The 20,676-nt window shown below is 34.0% G+C and carries 18 protein-coding genes; 16 read left to right on the forward strand and 2 right to left on the reverse strand.

Going from position 1 to position 20,676, the window contains the following annotated elements; translation table 11 throughout:
• The first annotated feature begins 71 nt into the window (after nucleotides 1–71).
• From cps2T to ACFPQ3_RS04930, 13 genes are read left to right on the forward strand one after another with little or no spacing between them, the layout of a single operon-like run.
• Nucleotides 72–1,226, forward strand: coding sequence for a beta 1-4 rhamnosyltransferase Cps2T (gene cps2T / locus ACFPQ3_RS04870; RefSeq protein WP_156805470.1), 1,155 nt, complete (start codon nucleotides 72–74; stop codon nucleotides 1,224–1,226).
• Nucleotides 1,216–2,145, forward strand: coding sequence for a glycosyltransferase family 2 protein (locus ACFPQ3_RS04875; RefSeq protein WP_156805469.1), 930 nt, complete (start codon nucleotides 1,216–1,218; stop codon nucleotides 2,143–2,145). The genes cps2T and ACFPQ3_RS04875 overlap by 11 nt, the downstream gene beginning before the upstream one ends.
• Nucleotides 2,146–2,148: 3 nt before the next feature.
• Entirely contained in the window at nucleotides 2,149–2,955 is an 807-nt protein-coding gene (locus tag ACFPQ3_RS04880) for an ABC transporter permease (RefSeq protein WP_156805468.1), read from the forward strand.
• Nucleotides 2,955–4,148: an ABC transporter ATP-binding protein gene (locus tag ACFPQ3_RS04885; RefSeq protein ID WP_156805467.1), complete on the forward strand. Its 1,194-nt coding sequence runs from the start codon at nucleotides 2,955–2,957 to the stop codon at nucleotides 4,146–4,148. Before ACFPQ3_RS04880 ends, ACFPQ3_RS04885 begins: the two co-directional genes overlap by 1 nt.
• A 15-nt stretch (nucleotides 4,149–4,163) precedes the next feature.
• Complete coding sequence (locus ACFPQ3_RS04890) at nucleotides 4,164–5,888, forward strand: glycosyltransferase (protein WP_156805466.1); 1,725 nt, start codon at nucleotides 4,164–4,166, stop codon at nucleotides 5,886–5,888.
• Nucleotides 5,888–7,645 carry a rhamnan synthesis F family protein gene (locus ACFPQ3_RS04895; protein ID WP_156805465.1) on the forward strand — a complete coding sequence of 586 codons (1,758 nt, stop codon included), beginning with the start codon at nucleotides 5,888–5,890 and terminating at the stop codon, nucleotides 7,643–7,645. The genes ACFPQ3_RS04890 and ACFPQ3_RS04895 overlap by 1 nt, the downstream gene beginning before the upstream one ends.
• On the forward strand, nucleotides 7,642–9,252 hold the full coding sequence (locus ACFPQ3_RS04900) for an LTA synthase family protein (RefSeq protein WP_156805464.1): 1,611 nt from the start codon (nucleotides 7,642–7,644) through the stop codon (nucleotides 9,250–9,252). Before ACFPQ3_RS04895 ends, ACFPQ3_RS04900 begins: the two co-directional genes overlap by 4 nt.
• 12 nt (nucleotides 9,253–9,264) lie before the next feature.
• Nucleotides 9,265–9,762 (forward strand): hypothetical protein, encoded by a 498-nt coding sequence (locus tag ACFPQ3_RS04905; protein WP_156805463.1) that lies wholly within the window; start codon nucleotides 9,265–9,267, stop codon nucleotides 9,760–9,762.
• Nucleotides 9,759–11,114, forward strand: a complete 1,356-nt coding sequence (locus tag ACFPQ3_RS04910; RefSeq protein ID WP_156805462.1) for a DUF6056 family protein — start codon at nucleotides 9,759–9,761, stop codon at nucleotides 11,112–11,114. The genes ACFPQ3_RS04905 and ACFPQ3_RS04910 overlap by 4 nt, the downstream gene beginning before the upstream one ends.
• Before the next feature lie 16 nt (nucleotides 11,115–11,130).
• Nucleotides 11,131–12,045, forward strand: coding sequence for an NAD-dependent epimerase/dehydratase family protein (locus ACFPQ3_RS04915; protein ID WP_198039877.1), 915 nt, complete (start codon nucleotides 11,131–11,133; stop codon nucleotides 12,043–12,045).
• 4 nt (nucleotides 12,046–12,049) lie between these two features.
• Entirely contained in the window at nucleotides 12,050–12,835 is a 786-nt protein-coding gene (locus tag ACFPQ3_RS04920; protein ID WP_156805460.1) for a glycosyltransferase family A protein, read from the forward strand.
• Between the two features lie 8 nt (nucleotides 12,836–12,843).
• Nucleotides 12,844–13,776, forward strand: a complete 933-nt coding sequence (locus ACFPQ3_RS04925) for a glycosyltransferase family 2 protein (protein WP_156805459.1) — start codon at nucleotides 12,844–12,846, stop codon at nucleotides 13,774–13,776.
• 1 nt (nucleotide 13,777) lies between these two features.
• Nucleotides 13,778–14,278, forward strand: coding sequence for a GtrA family protein (locus ACFPQ3_RS04930; protein WP_156805458.1), 501 nt, complete (start codon nucleotides 13,778–13,780; stop codon nucleotides 14,276–14,278).
• A 123-nt stretch (nucleotides 14,279–14,401) separates the two neighbouring features.
• Here the strand turns inward: ACFPQ3_RS04930 and ACFPQ3_RS04935 are convergent, their stop codons facing one another.
• Nucleotides 14,402–14,572: a hypothetical protein gene (locus ACFPQ3_RS04935; RefSeq protein WP_198039876.1), complete on the reverse strand. Its 171-nt coding sequence runs from the start codon at nucleotides 14,570–14,572 to the stop codon at nucleotides 14,402–14,404.
• 265 nt (nucleotides 14,573–14,837) lie between these two features.
• On the opposite strand from ACFPQ3_RS04935, the gene ACFPQ3_RS04940 reads away from it, so the two are divergent.
• Nucleotides 14,838–16,727 (forward strand): GBS Bsp-like repeat-containing protein, encoded by a 1,890-nt coding sequence (locus ACFPQ3_RS04940; RefSeq protein WP_232323173.1) that lies wholly within the window; start codon nucleotides 14,838–14,840, stop codon nucleotides 16,725–16,727.
• A 277-nt stretch (nucleotides 16,728–17,004) separates the two neighbouring features.
• Here the strand turns inward: ACFPQ3_RS04940 and ACFPQ3_RS04945 are convergent, their stop codons facing one another.
• Nucleotides 17,005–17,484 carry a hypothetical protein gene (locus ACFPQ3_RS04945; RefSeq protein WP_156805457.1) on the reverse strand — a complete coding sequence of 160 codons (480 nt, stop codon included), beginning with the start codon at nucleotides 17,482–17,484 and terminating at the stop codon, nucleotides 17,005–17,007.
• A gap of 435 nt (nucleotides 17,485–17,919) precedes the next feature.
• On the opposite strand from ACFPQ3_RS04945, the gene ACFPQ3_RS04950 reads away from it, so the two are divergent.
• Both ACFPQ3_RS04950 and ACFPQ3_RS04955 read left to right on the forward strand, forming a co-directional pair.
• A complete protein-coding gene (locus tag ACFPQ3_RS04950) occupies nucleotides 17,920–18,672 on the forward strand; it encodes an ABC transporter ATP-binding protein (RefSeq protein ID WP_156805456.1) in 753 nt (250 codons plus the stop codon).
• Nucleotide 18,673: 1 nt separating this feature from the next.
• Nucleotides 18,674–20,644, forward strand: coding sequence for an FtsX-like permease family protein (locus ACFPQ3_RS04955; protein WP_156805455.1), 1,971 nt, complete (start codon nucleotides 18,674–18,676; stop codon nucleotides 20,642–20,644).
• The last annotated feature ends 32 nt before the right edge of the window (nucleotides 20,645–20,676 follow it).

The following is a 20,676-nucleotide window of genomic DNA, read 5'->3' on the forward strand; positions in this document are numbered from 1 at the left end:
GGTCGTTAATAGCAGAATTTTCTAGAATGTGCTATAATTAATAAGATTACCATGAAAGTGAAAGGCTTAATATGCAACACGTTTTTATTATAGGGAGCCGTGGCTTACCGGCTCAATACGGTGGTTTTGAAACGTTTGTTGAAGAACTGGTAAAACATCAGAAGAGTGCTAAAATTAAGTACCATGTTGCTTGCCTAAGTGATCAAAAGCAAGGGATTCACTTTGATGTGTTTGGTGCAGATTGCTTTACTATAAATCCTCCGAAGCTTGGTCCAGCAAGAGTTATTGCTTATGATATTCAAGCTATAAGGTATGCTTTGAGAATGATTCAAAAAGAAAATATTGAGAATCCTATCTTTTATGTGCTTGGTAACACTATTGGTGCCTTTATGTCACCTTTGGCTCGAAAAATTAAACGTCTAGGCGGGAAATTTTTGATTAATCCAGATGGCTTAGAGTGGAAACGTAGTAAGTGGTCTCATCCAGTTCAATCCTATCTAAAATTTGCGGAAAAGATGATGACAAAGAGTGCGGACCTTGTCATTTCTGATAATGAAGGGATTGAGGATTATATTAAAGCCTCTTATCCTTGGTCAAAAACACGTTTTATTGCATATGGAACAGAGTTAACAGCTTCTGGATTGACCGAAAAAAGTCCTTCAGTTCGTGGTTTTTTTGGAAAATGGCAGAGCAAAGAAAAAGAGTACTATCTTATTGTTGGCCGTTTTGTTCCTGAAAATAATTATGAAACAGCTATTCGAGAATTCATGAAATCTGATACCAATCGAGATCTTTTGATTATTTGCAATCATGAAGGAAATGCTTATTTTGAAACTTTGCGCAAAGTAACTGGTTTTGCTAACGATTCTCGTATTAAATTTGTAGGCACTGTCTATGATAGGGACCTTTTGACTTACGTACGTGCTCATGCTCATGCTTATATTCACGGACATGAGGTTGGAGGGACAAATCCAGGTCTCCTCGAAGCATTGGCACATACGGATCTTAATTTGATATTAGATGTTGATTTTAACCGCTCAGTTGCTGAAAACACAGCATATTACTGGTCGAAAAATATTGGAAATCTATCAGAGCTAATTAATCAAGTTGATCAAGAAAGAAATTTTGCAGAATTGGGAAATATTGCTAAAAAACGAATGGCAAACCATTACAGTTGGGACAAAATTGTAGGAGAGTACGAGGAGTTGTTTTTGAATGAAAGTTAATATTCTGATGGCTACTTACAATGGTGAGCGTTTTTTGGCAGAACAAATTGAAAGTATTCAGGCGCAGACGTTTACGGAGTGGAATCTTTTTATCCGTGATGACGGTTCAACTGATGGTACACGTCAAATTATTAAGCAGTATGCGGATACGGATTCACGGATTACTTTTATCAATTCAGCTGAGACGGAAAACGTCGGTGTTATTAAATCTTTTTTTATGTTGGTCAAACATAGAGAAGCAGATTATTATTTTTTCAGTGATCAGGATGATATTTGGCTACCTGAAAAAATTGAATTAACACTTGCAGAAGCGCAAAATCACGTACAAACGGATCCTCTGATGGTCTATACTGACTTAAAAGTGGTCAACCAACAGTTGGAAGTCATAAATGACAGTATGATTCGTAGCCAATCTCACCATGCCAATACAGAGTTGCTTCAAGAGTTAACGGAAAATACGGTGACTGGTGGGACAGCGATGATCAACCATGCGCTTGCAGAATATTGGACGGTAACAGAGAATTTGTTAATGCATGATTGGTATTTGGCTTTATTAGCGACAGCTCTTGGCAAGTTGGTTTATATCGACCAGCCGACAGAGCTTTACCGTCAACATGACAATAATGTTCTTGGTGCAAGGACATGGTCTAAGCGATTGTATAAATGGATGCGTCCGCACTTATTATTCAGCAAGTACTGGGAACTTATTATAGCTAGCCAATTACAGGCTAAGCATCTACTTGATTTAAATATAGCAACCGAAAAAAAGGATATCATTGAAAAATTTATCAATCTACAGAGGTATGATTTTCTTGAGCGGATTTCTGTATTAAAAAATTATGGATTTAGAAAAAATCGTATGTTCCATACAATCGTCTTTAGAACATTACTGATTACAAAATTTGCTTATAAGGAGTAACAAATGAATATATTTGCCAAGGAGAATCGTATTCTTCTTCGAGAAATGATTAAAACAGATTTTAAACTTCGTTATCAAGGAAGTGTTATTGGACATGTGTGGTCTATTTTAAAACCAATGATGCTTTTCACTATTATGTATCTGGTATTTGTTCGATTTTTGCGATTTGATGATGGAACTCCTCATTATGCAATTGGTTTATTAATAGGTATGGTAACCTGGAACTTTTTTTCTGAGGCGACCAATATGGGGATGATGTCAATTGTTTCAAGAGGGGATTTACTTCGGAAGTTAAATTTTTCTAAAGAAATTATTGTCATCTCATCGGTAGTAGGTGCAACCATTAACTATGCCATTAATCTTCTAGTTGTTTTTATCTTTGCTGTCATAAACGGAGTAAATATGTCTTTAGGGTGGTTGGTGATTTTTCCACTATTTATTGAACTCTTCTTAATGACAACTGGCATTGCGTTTATTTTAGCAACACTTTTTGTGAAATATAGGGATATTGGTCCAATTTGGGAAGTTGTTATGCAGGCTGGAATGTACGGGACACCTATCATTTACTCTCTGACGTTTATTTTACAAAAAGGCCAAGTGGCCATTGCGAAAGTAATGATGTTGAACCCTTTAGCGCAGATTATTCAAGATTTACGTCACTTTATTGTTTTTTCAGGAAGTTTACGAGGCTGGGATTTGATTGAGAATAAGGCAATTGCTATAGTACCCTACATCTTACCAATTTTAATTTTTGGAATAGGCTACGCTATTTTCCAGAAAAGTGCTAAGAAATTTGCGGAGATTCTTTAATGACAAAAAATATTGCAGTAAAAGTTGAACACGTTTCAAAATATTTTAAATTACCGACAGAAAGCACTCAGAGTTTAAGAACTGCTCTTGTGAATCGCTTCAAAGGTATCAAAGGATATAAAGAACAACATGTTCTCAAAGATATTAATTTTGAAGTAGAAGAAGGAGACTTTTTTGGTATTGTTGGGCGAAATGGTTCAGGAAAATCAACTCTTCTTAAAATTATTTCACAAATCTATGTTCCAGAACAAGGAAAAGTAACGGTCAATGGCAAACTAGTTTCCTTTATTGAACTTGGTGTTGGTTTTAATCCAGAATTGACAGGTAAAGAAAATGTTTATATGAATGGAGCAATGCTTGGTTTTACGACTGAGGAAATTGATGCCATGTATGATGATATTGTTGACTTTGCTGAACTTGGCGAGTTCATGAATCAAAAACTTAAAAACTATTCATCAGGTATGCAAGTAAGACTAGCATTTTCAGTCGCAATTAAAGCTCAAGGAGATATTCTTATCCTTGATGAAGTTCTTGCTGTAGGGGATGAAGCATTTCAGCGAAAATGTAATGATTACTTTATGGAGCGTAAAAACAGTGGTAAGACTACTATCCTAGTAACTCATGATATGGGAGCTGTCAAAAAGTACTGTAATAAAGCGGTGTTGATTGAACATGGTTTAGTGAAAGCATATGGGAACCCTGATGAAGTTGCCAACCAGTACAGTTTTGATAATGTTATTAATGCTGAAAAAATTTCGGAAAAAAATGAAGAAAAAGTGAGTCAAGTCATCCAAGATTTTGATGTTAAATTGCTAACACCCGCTCAGATTCGACCAGATGAAGATATTATCCTTGAATTTACATATAATGTTTTACAAGATATTGATACTCATATCGCTCTATCGTTTTTAGATATAGACACTAGTTTTGGATTATATAATGATAATTCTATTGATTTAAAAACGACAGGTACTGGTAGAAAAGTTGTAACATTTACTTGTAAATTAGATTATCTAAATCATGCAAAATTAAAATTAGCAGCGACTGTTCGTGATTCTGAAAAACATCCACTAGCCTTTTCGCCAGCTACAACAGCTCCGATTATTGTAATTGATAGAATAGTAGACTCTGTTTTTGAAAGTGAGTGGGATGCTAATACTGGAATGATGAGACGTAGTGGCTCTTGGAAATAGTCGATTGGTGGCTCTATGAAAAATATCCTTTTTATCTCACCTACAGGTACATTAGATAATGGTGCAGAAATTTCTATTACTAATTTAATGGGGTTTCTGATAGAGGAGAAAAGATATAATATTTTTAATATTTACCCAGTAAGTCCTCATCCTTCGCAAGTTAATTATGTTGAAAAATTAAAAGATTTTGGGGTTCAAAACATTCCATTAGCCACTCCAGAGTGGTGGTGGATGGAGGCGCCAGAACCTTCTGATTTTGAAGAATCTACTAAGCTTGCTTTTTATCGTGAAAACCTTTATCAAATCAGAAAAGTCATAAGAGAATCTGATATTGATTTAGTTATTACTAATACTGTTAATACTTTTTATGGAGCGATTGCAGCTGCGTGTGAAGGTGTGGCACATTATTGGTTAATTCATGAATTTCCTAATGCAGAATTTGAGTACTATAAAGATAAATTACCATTTATTATTGAAAATTCTGACAAAGTTTTTGCGGTTAGGGGAAATTTAGCAAATGAATTGAATAGATTGACTAGCACATTTTCATCATGTAAAATGGGGACTTTTATTCCCTATTCAGAGATAAAAAACCACCAAGATTTTCTAGATGAACAAGGAGATGAGATTCGTTTAATTTCAGTTGGGAAAATTAATGAAAATAAAAATCAGCTTGAAATTATAAAAGCATATAGCCAATTAGGTATTTCAAATCCTTTAATTTTTATAGGTGGCTGGGATGATGAATATAAGAAGCAGTGCGATCGTTTCATTAAAGAACATCGTTTAAAATCTGTTGTTTTTATGGGGCACAAAGATAATCCGTGGGAACATATTTCAGAAAAAGATATAGCGATTTTTTCATCAAAAATGGAAACCTTTGGGCTTGTCTATGTTGAGGCAATTTTAAATGGAATCCCAACTATAGTTTCAGATAATCCTGGATTTTTAACAGTACATGACTTTTTTAATGTAGGAAGATTATATCCATTGGGGAATTTGGATCGATTAGTTTCTACGATTCAGCAAATGATAGCCAATTTTGATATTGAGAAATATGAACTTATTAAGAGAAAATCGGAACTCGCTAATCAATTTACGCTAAGGACATGTTTTAAAGAGGTTATTGAAAGCATTGATCAAATGGCAATGCCGTCTCCAAAATCAATAAGGGCATTAGAGAGCCTATTTGGCCGATTCAAAGAAGACCTAGATATTCTTCAATTAATGAATCAAGAGGTAAGAATTTTTTACCAATATGAAAATGAAGGATTTTCTATAAATAATAGCATGGCATTTTGCTTAAAAAATAAAGACATCCTTGAATTTCAAATCCCTCAAGGAGTGAAAGTTTTAAGAATTGATTTGGGAGAAGTACCCATGATTTTTCAAAATGTTTGTCTAAGTTCTTTCAATTTTAAAACTGAGATTTTACCTCATTCCTCAAATGGGTTGAGATATACTAATGGTGTCATTTTTGGTAATTCAGATCCTCAACTCATATATAATATCGCTCATTTTGGGGAAAAGTTTGTTTTATCATATGAAAAGTTGAACATGATTGAAGATACAGGAATATCTTTTTATCAGGAGTTGACTCAAAAATTTGTAGATTTAGAAGCTAAGAATAAAGATTTATCTGATGAAATAAAAGTAGTTAGCAATCAATATCGTGCAGTAATTGGTTCAAAACGATGGACCATACCTACAAAAATTATTAATATCATTAGGAGAAAATAATGCGACGTTTACTATTGTATGTCCATTTTAATAAAAATAATAAGATTAGCGATCATGTTTATTACCAATTAGAGAAAATGCGACCTCTGTTTTCAACGGTTGTGTTCATTTCAAATAGTCAGTTGACTCACGAAATTGAGGAAAAGTTAAAAGAGAAACAATTAATTGAGTTTTTTATTCAAAGACAAAACTTAGGATATGATTTTGCGGCTTGGCATGATGGGATGCAATTAATTGGTTTTGATAGCTTAAAAAATTATGATTCAATTACTTGTATGAATGATACTTGTTTTGGTCCGCTTTGGGATATGCAATCTTATTATGATTCCTTTGAATCAACTGATGACATTGACTTTTGGGGAATGACAAATCATGCTAAGGTTGATGTGCGTCATATATTTATTAATGAGCATCTTCAATCCTATTTTATGTCTTTTAAAAAATCAATTATTCAATCGGATGTATTCCAAAATTTTTGGGAACATGTTGAATCCTATTCAGATGTTCAAAAAGTTATTGACAATTACGAAACTCAATATACAAAATTATTTACAGATGCGGGATTTAAGTATAAGCCTGTATTAGACACAGTACCATTAGCAGATGATTTTTTCCATTCCAACTTTACGATTCATTATCCACATGTTTTATTGGATCATAAGGTACCGTTTATTAAAATAAAAACATTTGATTTGTCACAACATTTATCGCCGTATTTGTTACAAGCTATTGAGGAGAAGACAAAGTACCCGATTAAGCATATTCTAGATCATATGTCAGATGTTAGTCTGCCAACGCCACCGTATTTGTTAGATCGAAAAGTATTGGAAAAGGCACCTAAGGTTTATTCAAATACTAAAAAAGTTGCTGTTCATTTGCATACATTTTATGTTGATTTACTCGAGGAGTTTTTAACACAGTTTGAACATTTCCATTTTGACTATGATTTGTTTTTGACGACGGATACAGAGGAGAAAAAAGAACAAATCCAAGTTATTCTAGATAAAAATGGTAAAAGAGCTCAGGTATTCTTAACTGGGAATAAAGGGCGTGATATTATACCGATGTTAAAGCTGAAAAAAGAATTGGAAAGTTATGATTACATTGGTCATTTTCATACTAAAAAATCACCGGAATATCCATATTGGGTAGGTGATTCATGGCGAAGAGAATTATATCAGATGCTTCTTGAACCTGCTGATAATATTTTAGCCAATTTAGAGACAAATGAAAATCTCGGCCTAGTTATTGCTGACATTCCTTCATTCTTTCGATATACCAAAATTGTTGACCCTTGGAATGAAAACAGATTTGCGGATGATATGAATGTCTTATGGAAACGAATGAATATGCCACGCCAGATTGATTTTTCACAATTGGATACTTTTATAATGAGCTACGGCACTTTTATCTGGTTTAAAAATAAAACATTACAACCATTATTTGAACTTGAACTAGCTGATAACGAAATCCCATCAGAACCAATTCCACAGCATACAATTTTACATTCAATTGAGCGTATTTTGGTTTATTTAGCTTGGGCAAATGATTATGACTATGCCATTTCAAAAAATAATATTTATATTACACCGTTTGTGGATAATAAAGTTTTAAATATTAGACCTGAGTCACTTCCAAATACTTTTATAAATTTTGATAACATTGGAGGAATAAAAGGAGCTCTGCATTATATTTATCGTGGACCAGGTAGTGCGATTAAATATATTATTAAGCGACTCTTACGAAAAGGAAAATGAATTTAAAAAAAATAGTATCACCGAAAGCATTGACAGTTATTAAATATGCTTTTTCAATTGCAATTACTTTTTGGGCTTTTAAGCTAACAGAAAATTGGGAAGATTTATTAATAAGTTTTACGGAATTAAGTATTATTGTCTTTATCAGTAATTTTTTAGTAGTACGCAATAGATGGTTAGGTTTTTTATTCAACAGTCTCTTTATGTTTCTGTACTATGTTGAAAAAATGGTTCAAATTTTTGGTGGTACATACTTGACATTGGTTATGCTAACCAATATAGATTCACTCTCCACTCTTTCTGGAAATGCAGGGCTCTATATATCGGCAACACTATTTGTTATTATTTTGGCAATATTGCCTATTTCTGAGATAACATTTCCTAGATTTGTAAATGCCTCATTGTTGTTAGTTTTTCTGATGATCGAAATGAGTGTTTTAGCAACTCACCTTGTTTCAATAACACCATTTGTAAATTATTATCAAGTTTTTAAAGAATATCAATATCAACAAAAATTAATAGCTGAAGTATCAACAGCTACTGATGTAACAGGTGAGTTTTACAGAGATGGAATAGATGACTATTATTCGAAGGACGATTCCCTGGTAAAGCAGCCTAATGTCGTTATCGTTTTTGTTGAAGGATTATCACAATCAGTGATTGATAGTCAAGAAAATCTGATGCCTAATGTGAAAAGGCTTCAAGAAGAGTCTATAGATTTTGTTAATTATTATAATCATACTTTTGCTACTTATCGTGGTTTAAGTGGGCAACTGTATTCAGGTTATCAATTACAAAATTATGATAGTAATTCTTTAATTGGGTTGCAAGATATTTTTAGAAACCAAGGTTATCGAACTACTTTTATTAATACAGAACCACATAATAGTGATTTTAAAAATTATTTAGAAAACTTTAATTTTGACAATGTCATAAGTTCAAAAATAAATAAGGGAATGGATGGTTCAACAACCGATAGAGAAGCTTACCGTTTTTTATATGATGAGATGGTTAGACAGGATAAGTTTACTAAGCCCTTCTTTATTTCGATGTATACCTTTGGAACTCACTTATCGTTAGATTCTACAGATAAAGTTTATAAAGATGGTAAAAATAGTCTTTTTAATAAATTTTTTGATTCTGATTATCAAATTGGGAAATTTTTAGAAAAATTTAATTCATCTGAGCTAGCTAAAAATACTATTTTGATTTTTACAACAGATCATGCAACTTATACTGATGCAGCATATATTGAAGCTTGGAAATCAAGAGCGTACCCTAGTTTTGATAAAGTTCCTTTCATCCTTTATCACAAAGGAGTTCAGTCTAAAAAAGTGGATGCTAGAGGAAGAAATTCTTTAGATTTTGCTCCGACGATATTAGATTTTCTGGATATCACTGCTCCGAATTATTTCTTAGGAAATAGCTTGTTTAGTGATGAACCATATAGTAAATTAAGCTATTTATATGTTTCCGAGGGAAACTATATGACCAGTCAAGATAATGTTATTAATTTTTTAACAGAAGATGAGACGGCTGATTATGAGAAAATTGTTAAGGATTATTATACTGCTAAATTGCAACAACCTAATTTACCAAAACCATAAAGGAGTTATTTTGTGAAAACTAATGAAGAGAAGTATCAAAAGTTAATTTTTCTAATTTCTATGGTGACGGTACTCTTGTTTGTTTTGTGTTTTATCTTTTTAAGAAAACATGAAGTAGCGGTGGCTAGTTATAAATTTGATAAGTCTAAGGTAGTGAATGATGGGTATCAGTTTTGGATTGATGATGTTACTGCTAATGACGGCTATGCGATAAGTGGTTGGTTAATTAAAGAAGGTGTTGATATAGGAGTTATTGAGCGTACAGTAGTTCTGAAAGACAAAACTTCAAAAAAGTATATTGAAATTGCTACCGAGATTGTTAATCGGCCAGATTTAGAAACATATCTTGGAGATGGTGTCAATTATTCAGATAGTGGTTTTTATGCTGTCATATCAGCAAGTGATATGATTAAAAAACATGACTATGAAGTATTTATAGTTGACAACTCTGATGGAGAGAAGAATATTATAAAAATAAGTAATAGTATAAAAGAGGAATTGACGAAGTGAAGGCATTAATAAACAATAGATTACGAAAAGAAAATATACCATTTTTATTGCTTTTTATTGCATACCTCGTGATTTTCTTTTCAGTAAAAATCGCTAATGATGATGCAGCTTTAATGGGAGAATATCAAAATTTGACTTGGGCGGATCATTGGGAACTCATCTTAAAAGATTATTATTTGTGGTCATCTAGGGTTTTGGTAAATTTTGTCATTCACTATCTATTAGGGAAACCGACTATAGTATTTACAATGATAAATGCCTTTGTTGGATTGGCCTTAGCGAAAGCTTTTTCAAAATTATTTGGATATGATAATGTTTTTATAAATATTTTTATTATTGGAATGATTTTGATTTATCCTATTGAGTATTTAGGATCGGCTGGATGGTTGGTGACGTTTATGACTTACTTTTGGCCAATGGCAGCAGGTTTTATTGCACTTGTTCCAATTCGTAAAATCCAAGATGTTGAAAGGTTTAAATGGTGGCAATTCTTCATCTATGGTATCACTCTTATTTATGCAGCTAATGAAGAATTAGAATTAGTCGTACTGCTTTTTGTTTATTTAGTTTTTCTCATTTATTTCCTACTATCTAAAAAAAATCACCTTTTTATGTGGGTACAGTTAGCCTTATTAGTTTTGAGTCTTATTTTTACAGTAACTGCTCCGGGGAATGGTAATCGAAGCGGTTCGGAGACATTTCATTGGTTTCCCACTTATAATATGCTAGATACGGTGGATAAGCTTGATATTGGCTTTTTCTCAACGATGCAAAATGTTATTTTTGAAAATCATTTGTTTATGCTAGTGATAACTAGCATGATGTTCTATATCGTTTATAAAAAATACACGAGTATTTTTTTAAAGGGATTTGCTACTATTCCATTCGTTATGATTTTATTTTTTGGCTTATTGAAAAATGTGATTTTAATATTTTTTAGTAACCTAAACTTGCTGACAGTAGAAATTGCCCCAAATGGTTTGTTTAGTATTACTACCAATAGTTTATTTTCACTTGCCAAATATAGTTTAGTTGCTCTTTTTGCTTTTTGTTTTATGGTAACAGTGTTTCTTTGTTTAGAAAAGCTATATCCTAATTTACTTGCATTTTCTCTTTTAATTTCTGGAGTAGCCTCTAGGGTAGCTATGGGATTTTCTCCAACGATATATGCTTCGGGTTTTAGAACGGCGACACCGTTATATTTTTCTTTAATTGGAATTGGTATTTTAATTTACAGCTATGCTCTTAAGGAAAAGGTTATTACTAACAAAGAGGCAAAATTAATCACAATTACAATGTTAGTGATTTCGACACTAGCAGGTATCTCTTCACTTTTATTAACACATACGTAAGGATATGAATCATATAATGAATTATTTAGTACTAGGAGCGTCAGGTTTTATAGGAAAACATCTGACACGTACTTTGCTGGAGTCGGGGCAAAGAGTGACAGCTTTTGACATCAAACATGCAGACGAATTTGAAAGCGGTAGGATAAAATTTGTTGAAGGAAAGTTTTCGCCAGATTATCCATTTGATAATTTAGTAAGGGGGCACGATGTTATTTTTCATCTAATAAGTACTACTTTGCCAAGTACAAATCAATCCTTAACTCAAGAAATAACGGATAATGTTTTTAGTACCTTATCACTCCTAGAGGCTTGCGTAAAAGAAAATGTTAAGCGTATTGTCTTTATCTCTTCAGGAGGCACAGTATATGGAAAATCTAATAGGAGGCCATTTAAAGAAAGTGCTGTTACAAATCCAATCGCCTCATATGGTATCCAAAAATTAATGATTGAAAAGTATCTGAATCTTTATAAGCATAAATTTAATTTAGATTTTCGAGTTGTTCGTTTGGCAAATCCTTATGGACCTGGTCAAAATCCAAATGGTGCGGTAGGTGCAGTAACAGTCTTCATGGATCGTGCTCTTTCAGGAAAAGAAATTTCTATTTTTGGCGATGGATCATCTGTTAGAGATTATATATATATTTCTGATGCTATCCAAGGTATTATTAACATTGCTCATTCTGAGAACAATGAAGAAGTTTATAATTTGGGTTCAGGCATTGGAACTTCTTTAAATGATATTTTAGAACAAATTTATCTTCTTAATGGGAAAAAAGTTGATGTGAATTATTTTCCACAAAGAGATTCTGACTTAGACTATAGTGTTTTAGATATAAAACGTTATCAGAATGAATTTCCAAGTCATCAAATGCTTTCACTAAGTGAAGGAATGAAAAAACTTTATACAGTAATGAAAAAGGAAAATAAATAATACCATGAAACCAAAAAAACATACATTTGCTATTTGTGCCTACAAAGAGTCGCCACATTTAGAAACTTGTATACAGTCTGTTGTTAAGCAAAATGCCTATAGTAATATTATTATGTGTACTTCTACACCAAGCGATTTTTTATCTAATCTCGCCAACGCTTATGATATCCCTCTTTTTATACGAGAAGGGAAAAGTGATATACAGGATGATTGGAATTTTTGTTGTGAGAAAGCCCAGACTGAGTGGGTTACTGTCACTCATCAGGATGACATTTATGATGAGAATTATGCTAAAGAGCTTCTTTTAGAAATTTCTAAAGAACCTAACGCTATAATGGCATTTACAGATTATTTACCGATAAAAAATGGGAGAATTGGAACTGACTTAAATTCTCGAATGAAGCGCCTTTTTAGAACCCCAATGCGCTTTAAAGTGTTACGTCATAATAAGTTCTTTAAGAAATATTTTCAAGGCTTTGGAAATGCTATTTCTTGTCCATCTGTTGCATATAATAAATCTTTAATTAATGGTAAAGTTTTTACTTCTCCGTTGAAATTTGCGTTGGATTGGGACACTTTTGTGAAGTTTGCAGGATATAATGAACCTTTTATTTATATTCATAAAAAATTATTTTATTATCGTATCCATGAAGAAGCAACAAGTAAATCCTTCACTGAAAATAATATCCGTGTTAATGATGAAATGTATATGTTCCGTCAGTTTTGGCCGAATTGGTTGATAAAAATTGGGTTTAAACTTTATCAAAGAAGTTATAAGACGTATGATTGAGGTGGTCTATGGACAAAAAAAAATTATCTTTCGTGATTCCATGCTATTTTTCAGAGCAAACTCTAGCAGATGTTGTTGAAACTGTTATAGCTGAATTTCACACAAAATATGATATTGAATTAGTTTTAGTAAATGATGGTTCAACTGATAATACTTTTAGAGTTATTCAAGACTTGTGTCAGAAGTATTCATTCATCAAAGGGATTAACTTGGCAAAGAATTTTGGACAAGATGGAGCGAGAATGGCAGGTTATCGTTATTGTACAGGAGATTATATTATCTCACTAGATGATGATGGACAGAATCCTCCAGCTGAGGCGCATAAATTGATTGCAAAATTAGAAGAAGGTTACGATGTTGTCTTTGGTGAATATCTAGTTAAGAAACACAGTTGGTTTAAGAACTTTGGTAGCAAAGTCAATGATAAAATGGCTAATGTTGTAATCGGTAAACCACAAGATCTTCGTTTGTGTAGCTATTTTATCATGACCTCTTTTGTTGCTAAAGAGATTGTCAAATATGATGGAGCTTTTCCATATGTTTGGGGATTAATTTTGCGCTCTACGAATCGTATTGCTAACCAAATTATCGAGCACAGAGAACGAGAGGTTGGAGAAACGACCTATACTTTTGCTAAATTGTTAGGACTTTGGCTCAATGGTTTCACAGCATTTTCTGTTATTCCATTACGGTTTGCCTCCTTGTTAGGTGCTGTATTTGCTTTGCTTGGATTCTTATTTGTAACTTACATCTTAATTTCGATGCTTTTCTTTGGAATCAGTACCCAAGGATGGGCTTCACTGATGTCTGTCTTACTGATTACTGGTGGTGTGCTAATGATGATGATTGGTCTACTGGGAGAATATGTTGGACGGATTTATCTAAATGGTAACAAGGCACCGCAATTTGTTATCAGAGAGTATATCTCAAACGAGGAGTAGGATGATAGTTATTGAAAAGTTGTTAAAATCTTTTATTCGTAAGGGATTAGAAATTTTAACAAAATTGACTAGACGAAAAATAAGTGACCATTGGGTTGAAACAGTCTATGAATTTTTTAAATTTGGAATTGTAGGTCTTAGCAATACATTATTATCGTATATGATTTACTTAGTTTCATGGTCCGGCATAAAATGGTTAGGAATATCAGGTGAGTTTCGTTATTTGAGCGCTCAAACAATAGCTTTTATTGTAGGAGTATTATGGTCTTTTTATTGGAACAACAAATTGGTTTTTACTGAGTCAAGAGAGGAGCGTCATATCTGGAAGGCTCTATTGAAAACTTTTGCTTCGTATTCTATAACAGGACTTTTTTTGAATAGTCTATTATTAATTATATGGATTAAATTTTTTAATCTTTCTGAACTGATTGCACCTATTCTTAATTTAATTATTAGTGTTCCGATTAATTTTTTATTAAATAAATTTTGGGCCTTCAAGTAGAGGTATGTTACATTTTAGAAGTAAATATCAATTATTTAAGAGAGTTATAATTTCTTTAGTAGCTAATACTATTTAGATAGTACAGGCTTTTTGAGTTAATAAAAGTAAGTGTCCAATAACAGACTATATTGAAACTTCCAAAGTCTTTGTTGACTCTGGAAGTTTTTTTCTTTCTACAATTTTTTGAATCGTTTCATTCCATGGTAAATAAGCCTCTAGCACCTCCTTTTTTGCGAGTGTCTTCTCATTTGGAAGATGTTCTAGAAGATAGGTGATGTATTTTTCAGTATTCAAGTAGTGTCTCTTGGCCTCTCAAGTAAACTCATGATGATGGGTATTGACTAACTTCTTGAGAGATTTGCGAAAATATCTAATTTTTCGTACTGATTTGCTACCTGTTAGAAAAGACTAGGTTATTATTTGAGAGAATAATTTTGAAGTCTATTTTTTCTTCTCATTCTTCCCAGCAAAATATTATTTTTTAAATCCTTAATTTTTTCTTCTCCTTGCGAATAATTAGGTACAGGCCTGAAAGATTAAGTTTACAAGGAGTTAATGAATGCAAAAAGGTATGCAAACTGTTCAACGTTTTTCAATTCGTAAGTGTGGTGTTGGAGCTGCGTCGGTTCTGTTGGGAACATTTCTAATGACAGGTAGTGTTCTGGCGGAAGAGGTTTCAACCACCTCTGAGATTACCTCTCAGTTAGTAACGCAAGTTACTTCTTCAGAGATGACAAATGCTACTAGTACCACGACTCAAGAAAACAGAGATGCTATTCCTTCAGAAATGACTGAACAGAAAGTTGAGGAGCCAGTGGTTACAGTTCCAAAAGTAACTATACCTGAAGCTAAAAAGGAAACTCCTAAAGTTACTATTCCTAATAAAGAAGTAGCACCTAAGAAGACGATTCCCCCAATAGTGGAAGTGTCCAAAGTAAAAAAGGCTCAAGAGATGCCTAAGTTGAATTTTTTACATCTGGGAGATGACTACCCTGCTTATCTCAAAAATGCAGCAGCAGATAGCCTTATTGACCCTTGGCGTCTGTTTAATCGAGAGTGTGTATCATTTGTGGCTTATAGACTATCCTCAGTTAATGGCTTTACCATTCCAGGAGCTTATGGTAATGCTAATGAATGGGGGCCGCGTGCAAGACGTGAGGGTTACCTAGTTAATAAACAGCCAGCTGTTGGAGCTGTGGCTTGGTGGAATAGTTGTCATGTGGCCTGGGTCTCAGAAGTATCGGGTGATTACGTGACTATTGAAGAATACAATTATGACTATACTCATCGATATCATAAGCGAACCATTCATAGAAGCAAAGTTGACGGCTTTATTCATTTTAAAGATTTGTCCGCTTCATCTAGTATTCAAACGTCATCACCAGTATCGGTCAATCAGTCAGGTCTGTCTTCAAGTGGTACCTATACATTTTCTAAGAAGTCTGTGATTAGAGCAGAAGCAAAAACGTCTAGTCCTGAATTAGATTATTATGAAGTAGGGCAGTCTGTTCATTATGATAAAGTTGTTGAAGCTGAAGGCTATAAATGGTTGTCTTATCTTTCTTATAGTGGAAACAGACGCTATATTGCAATTGAGGCACTTTCGGTACCAACTAAAGGAAAACTTACGATTAAAAATCAGAATGATGCCAAAGGAACTTTTGATGTTGTTATTTCAAATGTGAGTCATAACCAATTGAAAGAGGTACAAGTTCCAATTTGGTCAGATAAAGGAGGGCAAGATGATATCGCTTGGTATGTTGCCACGAAGCAATCAGATGGCACCTATAAAGTGACTGTGGATATTTCCAACCACAAAAATGATCGTGGAATCTATCATGTTCACCTATATTATCAATCTAACGATGGCAAACAAACTTTTGTAGCACAGACAACAACTGTTCCAGTTGTAACAACTCGTGTTCAACAACCAACGACAGGAAATATCAAGATTGTGAATAAAAACAATCATAAAGGTACCTTCGATATTGTTGTATCTGATGTTAGTCACGCAGAATTAAAAGAAGTGTATGTTCCTGTTTGGTCAGAAAACGCTGGACAAGATGACATTGCTTGGTATATTGCAAGTAAGCAGTCAGATGGCACTTATAAAGTGACTGTTGATAGTTCGAATCATAAAAACGATCGTGGAACGTATCACGCACACCTGTATTATCAAGATAACGGTGGTAATCAAACCTATATTTCTCAAATAACGACTCAGCTACCAGTACAAATAAAAGCACAGATTACACTGCCATCAAAAGGGATATATGTTTTTAAAAAATCATCACCAATTAAAGCAGAAGCAAAATCAGTAAGCCCAACTCTTGCAACTTACGATAAGGGAGAAAAGGTCAACTATGATAGGGTACTTATCGCTGAAGGAAAACAGTGGATTTCTTACTTATCTTATTCAGGAGCGCGTCGATATATTCAAGTAGACTGATACCTTCTAGAGTTCTCAATTCATTGTTTATGGCTACGATGGATTGAAAACGGAGTAAGACAACATATCTGATAGAACTTAATTTGGAGTGAAACTGTCTAGTGGATAGTTTCAGCTTAAGCTTAGAAATGAGAGAGCTTGGATGCTACTCTTGAGAAGAACGAACTTTCTAAGAAAGAAGCAAAAAGTAATTTTTGAATTTTAGCAAGTATCAATTGTTGCTATAATAAAAAAACGCCTAGGCCCGAAATATGATGATACGGGTCTAGGTGTTTTTTTATTTTTTCTTACCAAGTGGGAGTTTGACTTTTTTGAGGGAATCAAGTTGTTGATTAACATTTTTTTGAAGCATTGCCAGATAATTTGCAGTTTGTTTTTTGAGCATCTGACTTTGTTCAATGATTTCGTCGTTGACAAAGTAGAGTTTGACGAGGGTGTTTGGCTGATGTTTACCGGGACGTGGTTGCATTGCAACGACTTCTAAAGCTCGTTTGTTGGCGTACTTTGTATGGGCCTTGGCTAAGATGGGTAAAACAGTAAACCCGCGACTTTCCAAGAGTGTTTGGGCATAATCTAGTGGCACATTATGAACATCATCGAGTTGAATGAGTGATTGTTTATGTTCGTATCTGCGGTCTAATTCTTTTTCAATGATGGGTGTTGTTTTATCGGTTACATGCTTGATAGCATCAATAGTGTCTGGGATAGCTAAGAGATTACCAACAGCACCGAATAATTTTCCAAGTTTTTTTGCCATAATAAGTCCTCGTGCTAATTTTCTAGAGTTTTTTTCCATTATATCAAAGCCTTACAAATTTGTAAGGTTTAAGCACTTTATTGTAAGATTCGCTCTGCTATTTTCTAGTAAAATAGGAGTATCAAAAGAAAGGAAGAAAACGATGTCACTAGAAGCAATTAAAAGGAACCTCTGACTGTTACCGTGGGAGTTAGGTGTTTTGGCAGGAACTATTTTGTTAGGAAATGTGACCATCAAGAAATGGAAGTGAGTGAAATGAATAAATTAGGTTATACTATCATGATATTGGGTTTGATCGTCGTATCGGTCTGCACCGCTTGTTTTAGGAAAAAATGCAGGGCTGAAAGATGTAGGAAGTGAGAACTTTCTGATATAGTAGTAGAGAAAGTATAGCTATCAGTTAGAAAGTATGGACAGTAAGGAAGGAATCGTATTATGTTTTTACAAATCAATCATTTAGAAAAAGTTTATCGTACACGTTTTTCAAAGGAAGAAACACGCGCTTTGCAAGATGTGGATTTTAAGGTTGAAAAAGGTGAGTTTATTGCCATTATGGGTGAGTCTGGTTCTGGTAAGACAACCTTGCTCAACATTCTAGCGACTCTTGATAAACCTAGTAAGGGACAGGTTATTTTAAATGGTGAGGATATTACCAAAATCAAGGAGAGTAAACTTGCTAGTTATCGTCTGAAAAATCTAGGGTTTGTCTTCCAAGATTTTAACCTTTTAGATACTCTATCTATTAAAGACAACATTTTCTTGCCACTTGTACTGGATAAAAAATCTTACAAGGAGATGGAGATGCGCTTGCAGGGATTGGCTAGTAGTCTGAGAATTGACACTCTGTTAAATAAACGTCCCTTTGAACTTTCTGGTGGTCAAAAACAACGCGTGGCCATTGCGCGTGCGCTTATTACGCGACCTCAGCTTTTATTGGCAGATGAACCAACCGCTGCTTTGGATTATAAAAACTCAGAAGATTTATTGAAGCTTTTTGAAGGAATCAACGAAACAGGTCAAACCATTTTGATGGTAACTCACTCTGCCAATGCGGCTAGTCATGCTAAACGTGTTCTCTTTATCAAAGATGGTCGTATTTTTCACCAGCTTTATCGTGGTGATAAGACCTCAACAGATTTTAACCGTGAGATTTCGCTTGCCATGTCAGCTCTTTTAGGAGGTGAATAATATGTTTTATTTAAAACTGGCTTGGAATAACATCAAGTCATCGAAAAAGGCCTATGCTCCGTTTCTCTTAGCAAGTTTTGTCCTTTATAGTCTGACGTGTTCCATTTTGCTTATCATGACCAGTCCGATGAGAGAAGGAATGGATACGGCTGCCATTATCTTACCTCTTGGTGTGGTGGTGTTAACCATTTTATCCATTGCCATGGAGATTTACAGTTATAATATTCTCCTTAAACAGCGAAGCAAGGAATTTGGACTTTATAATATTCTAGGGATGAACAAGCGTCAAGTGGGCTGGGTATCAACCTTAGAATTGGGAATCATTTTCATCTTTTTAGTGATTTTAGGATCAATATTCTCTGGAATTTTTGCCAATTTTCTTTATCTGATTTTTGTTAATATCATCAATTATGACAAGCTGATTTTGACCTTGTCACCGTTAGCGTTTATCTTGAATGCATCGCTTTTTGTGGGGATTTTCTTTATTCTTATGCTAGTTGGGTTGCGTCGTATTGGTAAAACCTCTCCGCTCAGCTTGTTCAAAAGTAGCGAGCAGGGTGAAAAAGAACCACGTGGCAATATGTTTCTAGCTTTTCTCAGTGTCCTATTTATTGGTTCTGGCTACGGGATTTCCCTTTATTCTAAGGATTTGGCAGCCCTCTTGGTCATTCTCTACTTCTTTGTAGCGGTGGTGCTAGTTATCTTAGGAACCTATCTCTTCTATATTAGCTTTATGGCTTGGTATTTGAAGAAAAAGCGGAGCAACAAAGCTTATTTCTATCAACCGAAGCACTTTATTACAACCAGTCAGATGATTTTCCGTATGAAGGCTAACGCAGCTGGTCTGGCAAGTATCACACTTTTATCTGTTATGGCTTTTGTTTCAATTGGGACAACAGCTGCGCTTTATGCTAACACACAAACCCAAATCAGTAAACTGTTTATCAATGATGCCAAGATTTCATTGACTGTTGATGGTTTTTCAGATGAAGGTCAGGCTTTACTAGATAAGTATGTCTTGAGTAAACTTGATTCGCAGAAAAAAGTAGTTGGTTACACATCATCCCTCATTAGTTTTCCACTAGAAAATCGCGACCATATCTCCTATGTAAACATAGAAGAAATAAAGCAAGCAGCCGCTGAGACTGGATTTATCTTTGTTGTTACCCAAGATGATTTTAAGAAGTTAGGTAATGATGTTCCTAACTTGTCTGCCAATCAAGTCGCCTTCTTTAAACAACAAGGAAACAGTCATTACAAGACCATAAACTTGTTAGGTAATCAATTTAATGTCGTTAAAAATTATCAAACAGCTATTATCCCTGAAGTTTATAACACTTATAATGGTGCAGTGATGATTGTTACCAATGAAGAAGTTGCGACTAAACTAAAAACATCTTTTAAAGAGATTATGGATTATGCAGTGACTTTTCCACCAAATACCTACACGGCTCATCTCAATTTAACGAAAGAGGAGGCTGAGAAACTAAACTTAGCTAGTGGTGTTGGTATTGTCGATGATGCTGGAAATGGCATTGGTGACATTCAATTCAAACAAGATGTTCTGGATGAAGGCTACACATTATTTGGTGGTATGCTCTTTACAGGTGTGGTTCTAGGTCTTTCATTCCTACTTGGTGCAGCTTTGATTATTTACTATAAACAATATTCAGAAGGTCAAGAAGATAAGAAATCGTATAAGATTCTCCAAGAAGTTGGGATGTCAAAAGAAGAGGTTAAGAAAACGATTTCGTCTCAAACCATTTTAGTCTTCTTTATGCCACTGGGAATTGCGGCGCTGCATTATGTAGTGGCTATTCCGATGTTAAAACAAATGCTTCTTTTCTTTGGGGTTGCTAGCAGTAATTTAGTTTACCTAGTGGCTGGGATTACCATGCTTGTGGTTGGTATTCTCTATTTCATCAGTTACAAAGTTACCAGCAGAACCTACTACAAATTGGTAGAAAGATAATGATTGGAAGTACTTGTTTTTAAATGAGCAGG

It is taken from the genome of Streptococcus caledonicus, assembly GCF_042656225.1.
Lineage (GTDB): Bacteria > Bacillota > Bacilli > Lactobacillales > Streptococcaceae > Streptococcus > Streptococcus caledonicus.

Bases quoted from the DNA above. Each gene is read 5' to 3' on its own strand.
- cps2T (WP_156805470.1), top strand. From the start codon at position 72: ATGCAACACGTTTTTATTATAGGGAGCCGTGGCTTACCGGCTCAATAC.
- ACFPQ3_RS04875 (WP_156805469.1), top strand. From the start codon at position 1,216: ATGAAAGTTAATATTCTGATGGCTACTTACAATGGTGAGCGTTTTTTG.
- ACFPQ3_RS04880 (WP_156805468.1), top strand. From the start codon at position 2,149: ATGAATATATTTGCCAAGGAGAATCGTATTCTTCTTCGAGAAATGATT.
- ACFPQ3_RS04885 (WP_156805467.1), top strand. From the start codon at position 2,955: ATGACAAAAAATATTGCAGTAAAAGTTGAACACGTTTCAAAATATTTT.
- ACFPQ3_RS04890 (WP_156805466.1), top strand. From the start codon at position 4,164: ATGAAAAATATCCTTTTTATCTCACCTACAGGTACATTAGATAATGGT.
- ACFPQ3_RS04895 (WP_156805465.1), top strand. From the start codon at position 5,888: ATGCGACGTTTACTATTGTATGTCCATTTTAATAAAAATAATAAGATT.
- ACFPQ3_RS04900 (WP_156805464.1), top strand. From the start codon at position 7,642: ATGAATTTAAAAAAAATAGTATCACCGAAAGCATTGACAGTTATTAAA.
- ACFPQ3_RS04915 (WP_198039877.1), top strand. From the start codon at position 11,131: ATGAATTATTTAGTACTAGGAGCGTCAGGTTTTATAGGAAAACATCTG.
- ACFPQ3_RS04920 (WP_156805460.1), top strand. From the start codon at position 12,050: ATGAAACCAAAAAAACATACATTTGCTATTTGTGCCTACAAAGAGTCG.
- ACFPQ3_RS04925 (WP_156805459.1), top strand. From the start codon at position 12,844: ATGGACAAAAAAAAATTATCTTTCGTGATTCCATGCTATTTTTCAGAG.
- ACFPQ3_RS04930 (WP_156805458.1), top strand. From the start codon at position 13,778: ATGATAGTTATTGAAAAGTTGTTAAAATCTTTTATTCGTAAGGGATTA.
- ACFPQ3_RS04940 (WP_232323173.1), top strand. From the start codon at position 14,838: ATGCAAAAAGGTATGCAAACTGTTCAACGTTTTTCAATTCGTAAGTGT.
- ACFPQ3_RS04945 (WP_156805457.1), bottom strand. From the start codon at position 17,484: ATGGCAAAAAAACTTGGAAAATTATTCGGTGCTGTTGGTAATCTCTTA.
- ACFPQ3_RS04950 (WP_156805456.1), top strand. From the start codon at position 17,920: ATGTTTTTACAAATCAATCATTTAGAAAAAGTTTATCGTACACGTTTT.
- ACFPQ3_RS04955 (WP_156805455.1), top strand. From the start codon at position 18,674: ATGTTTTATTTAAAACTGGCTTGGAATAACATCAAGTCATCGAAAAAG.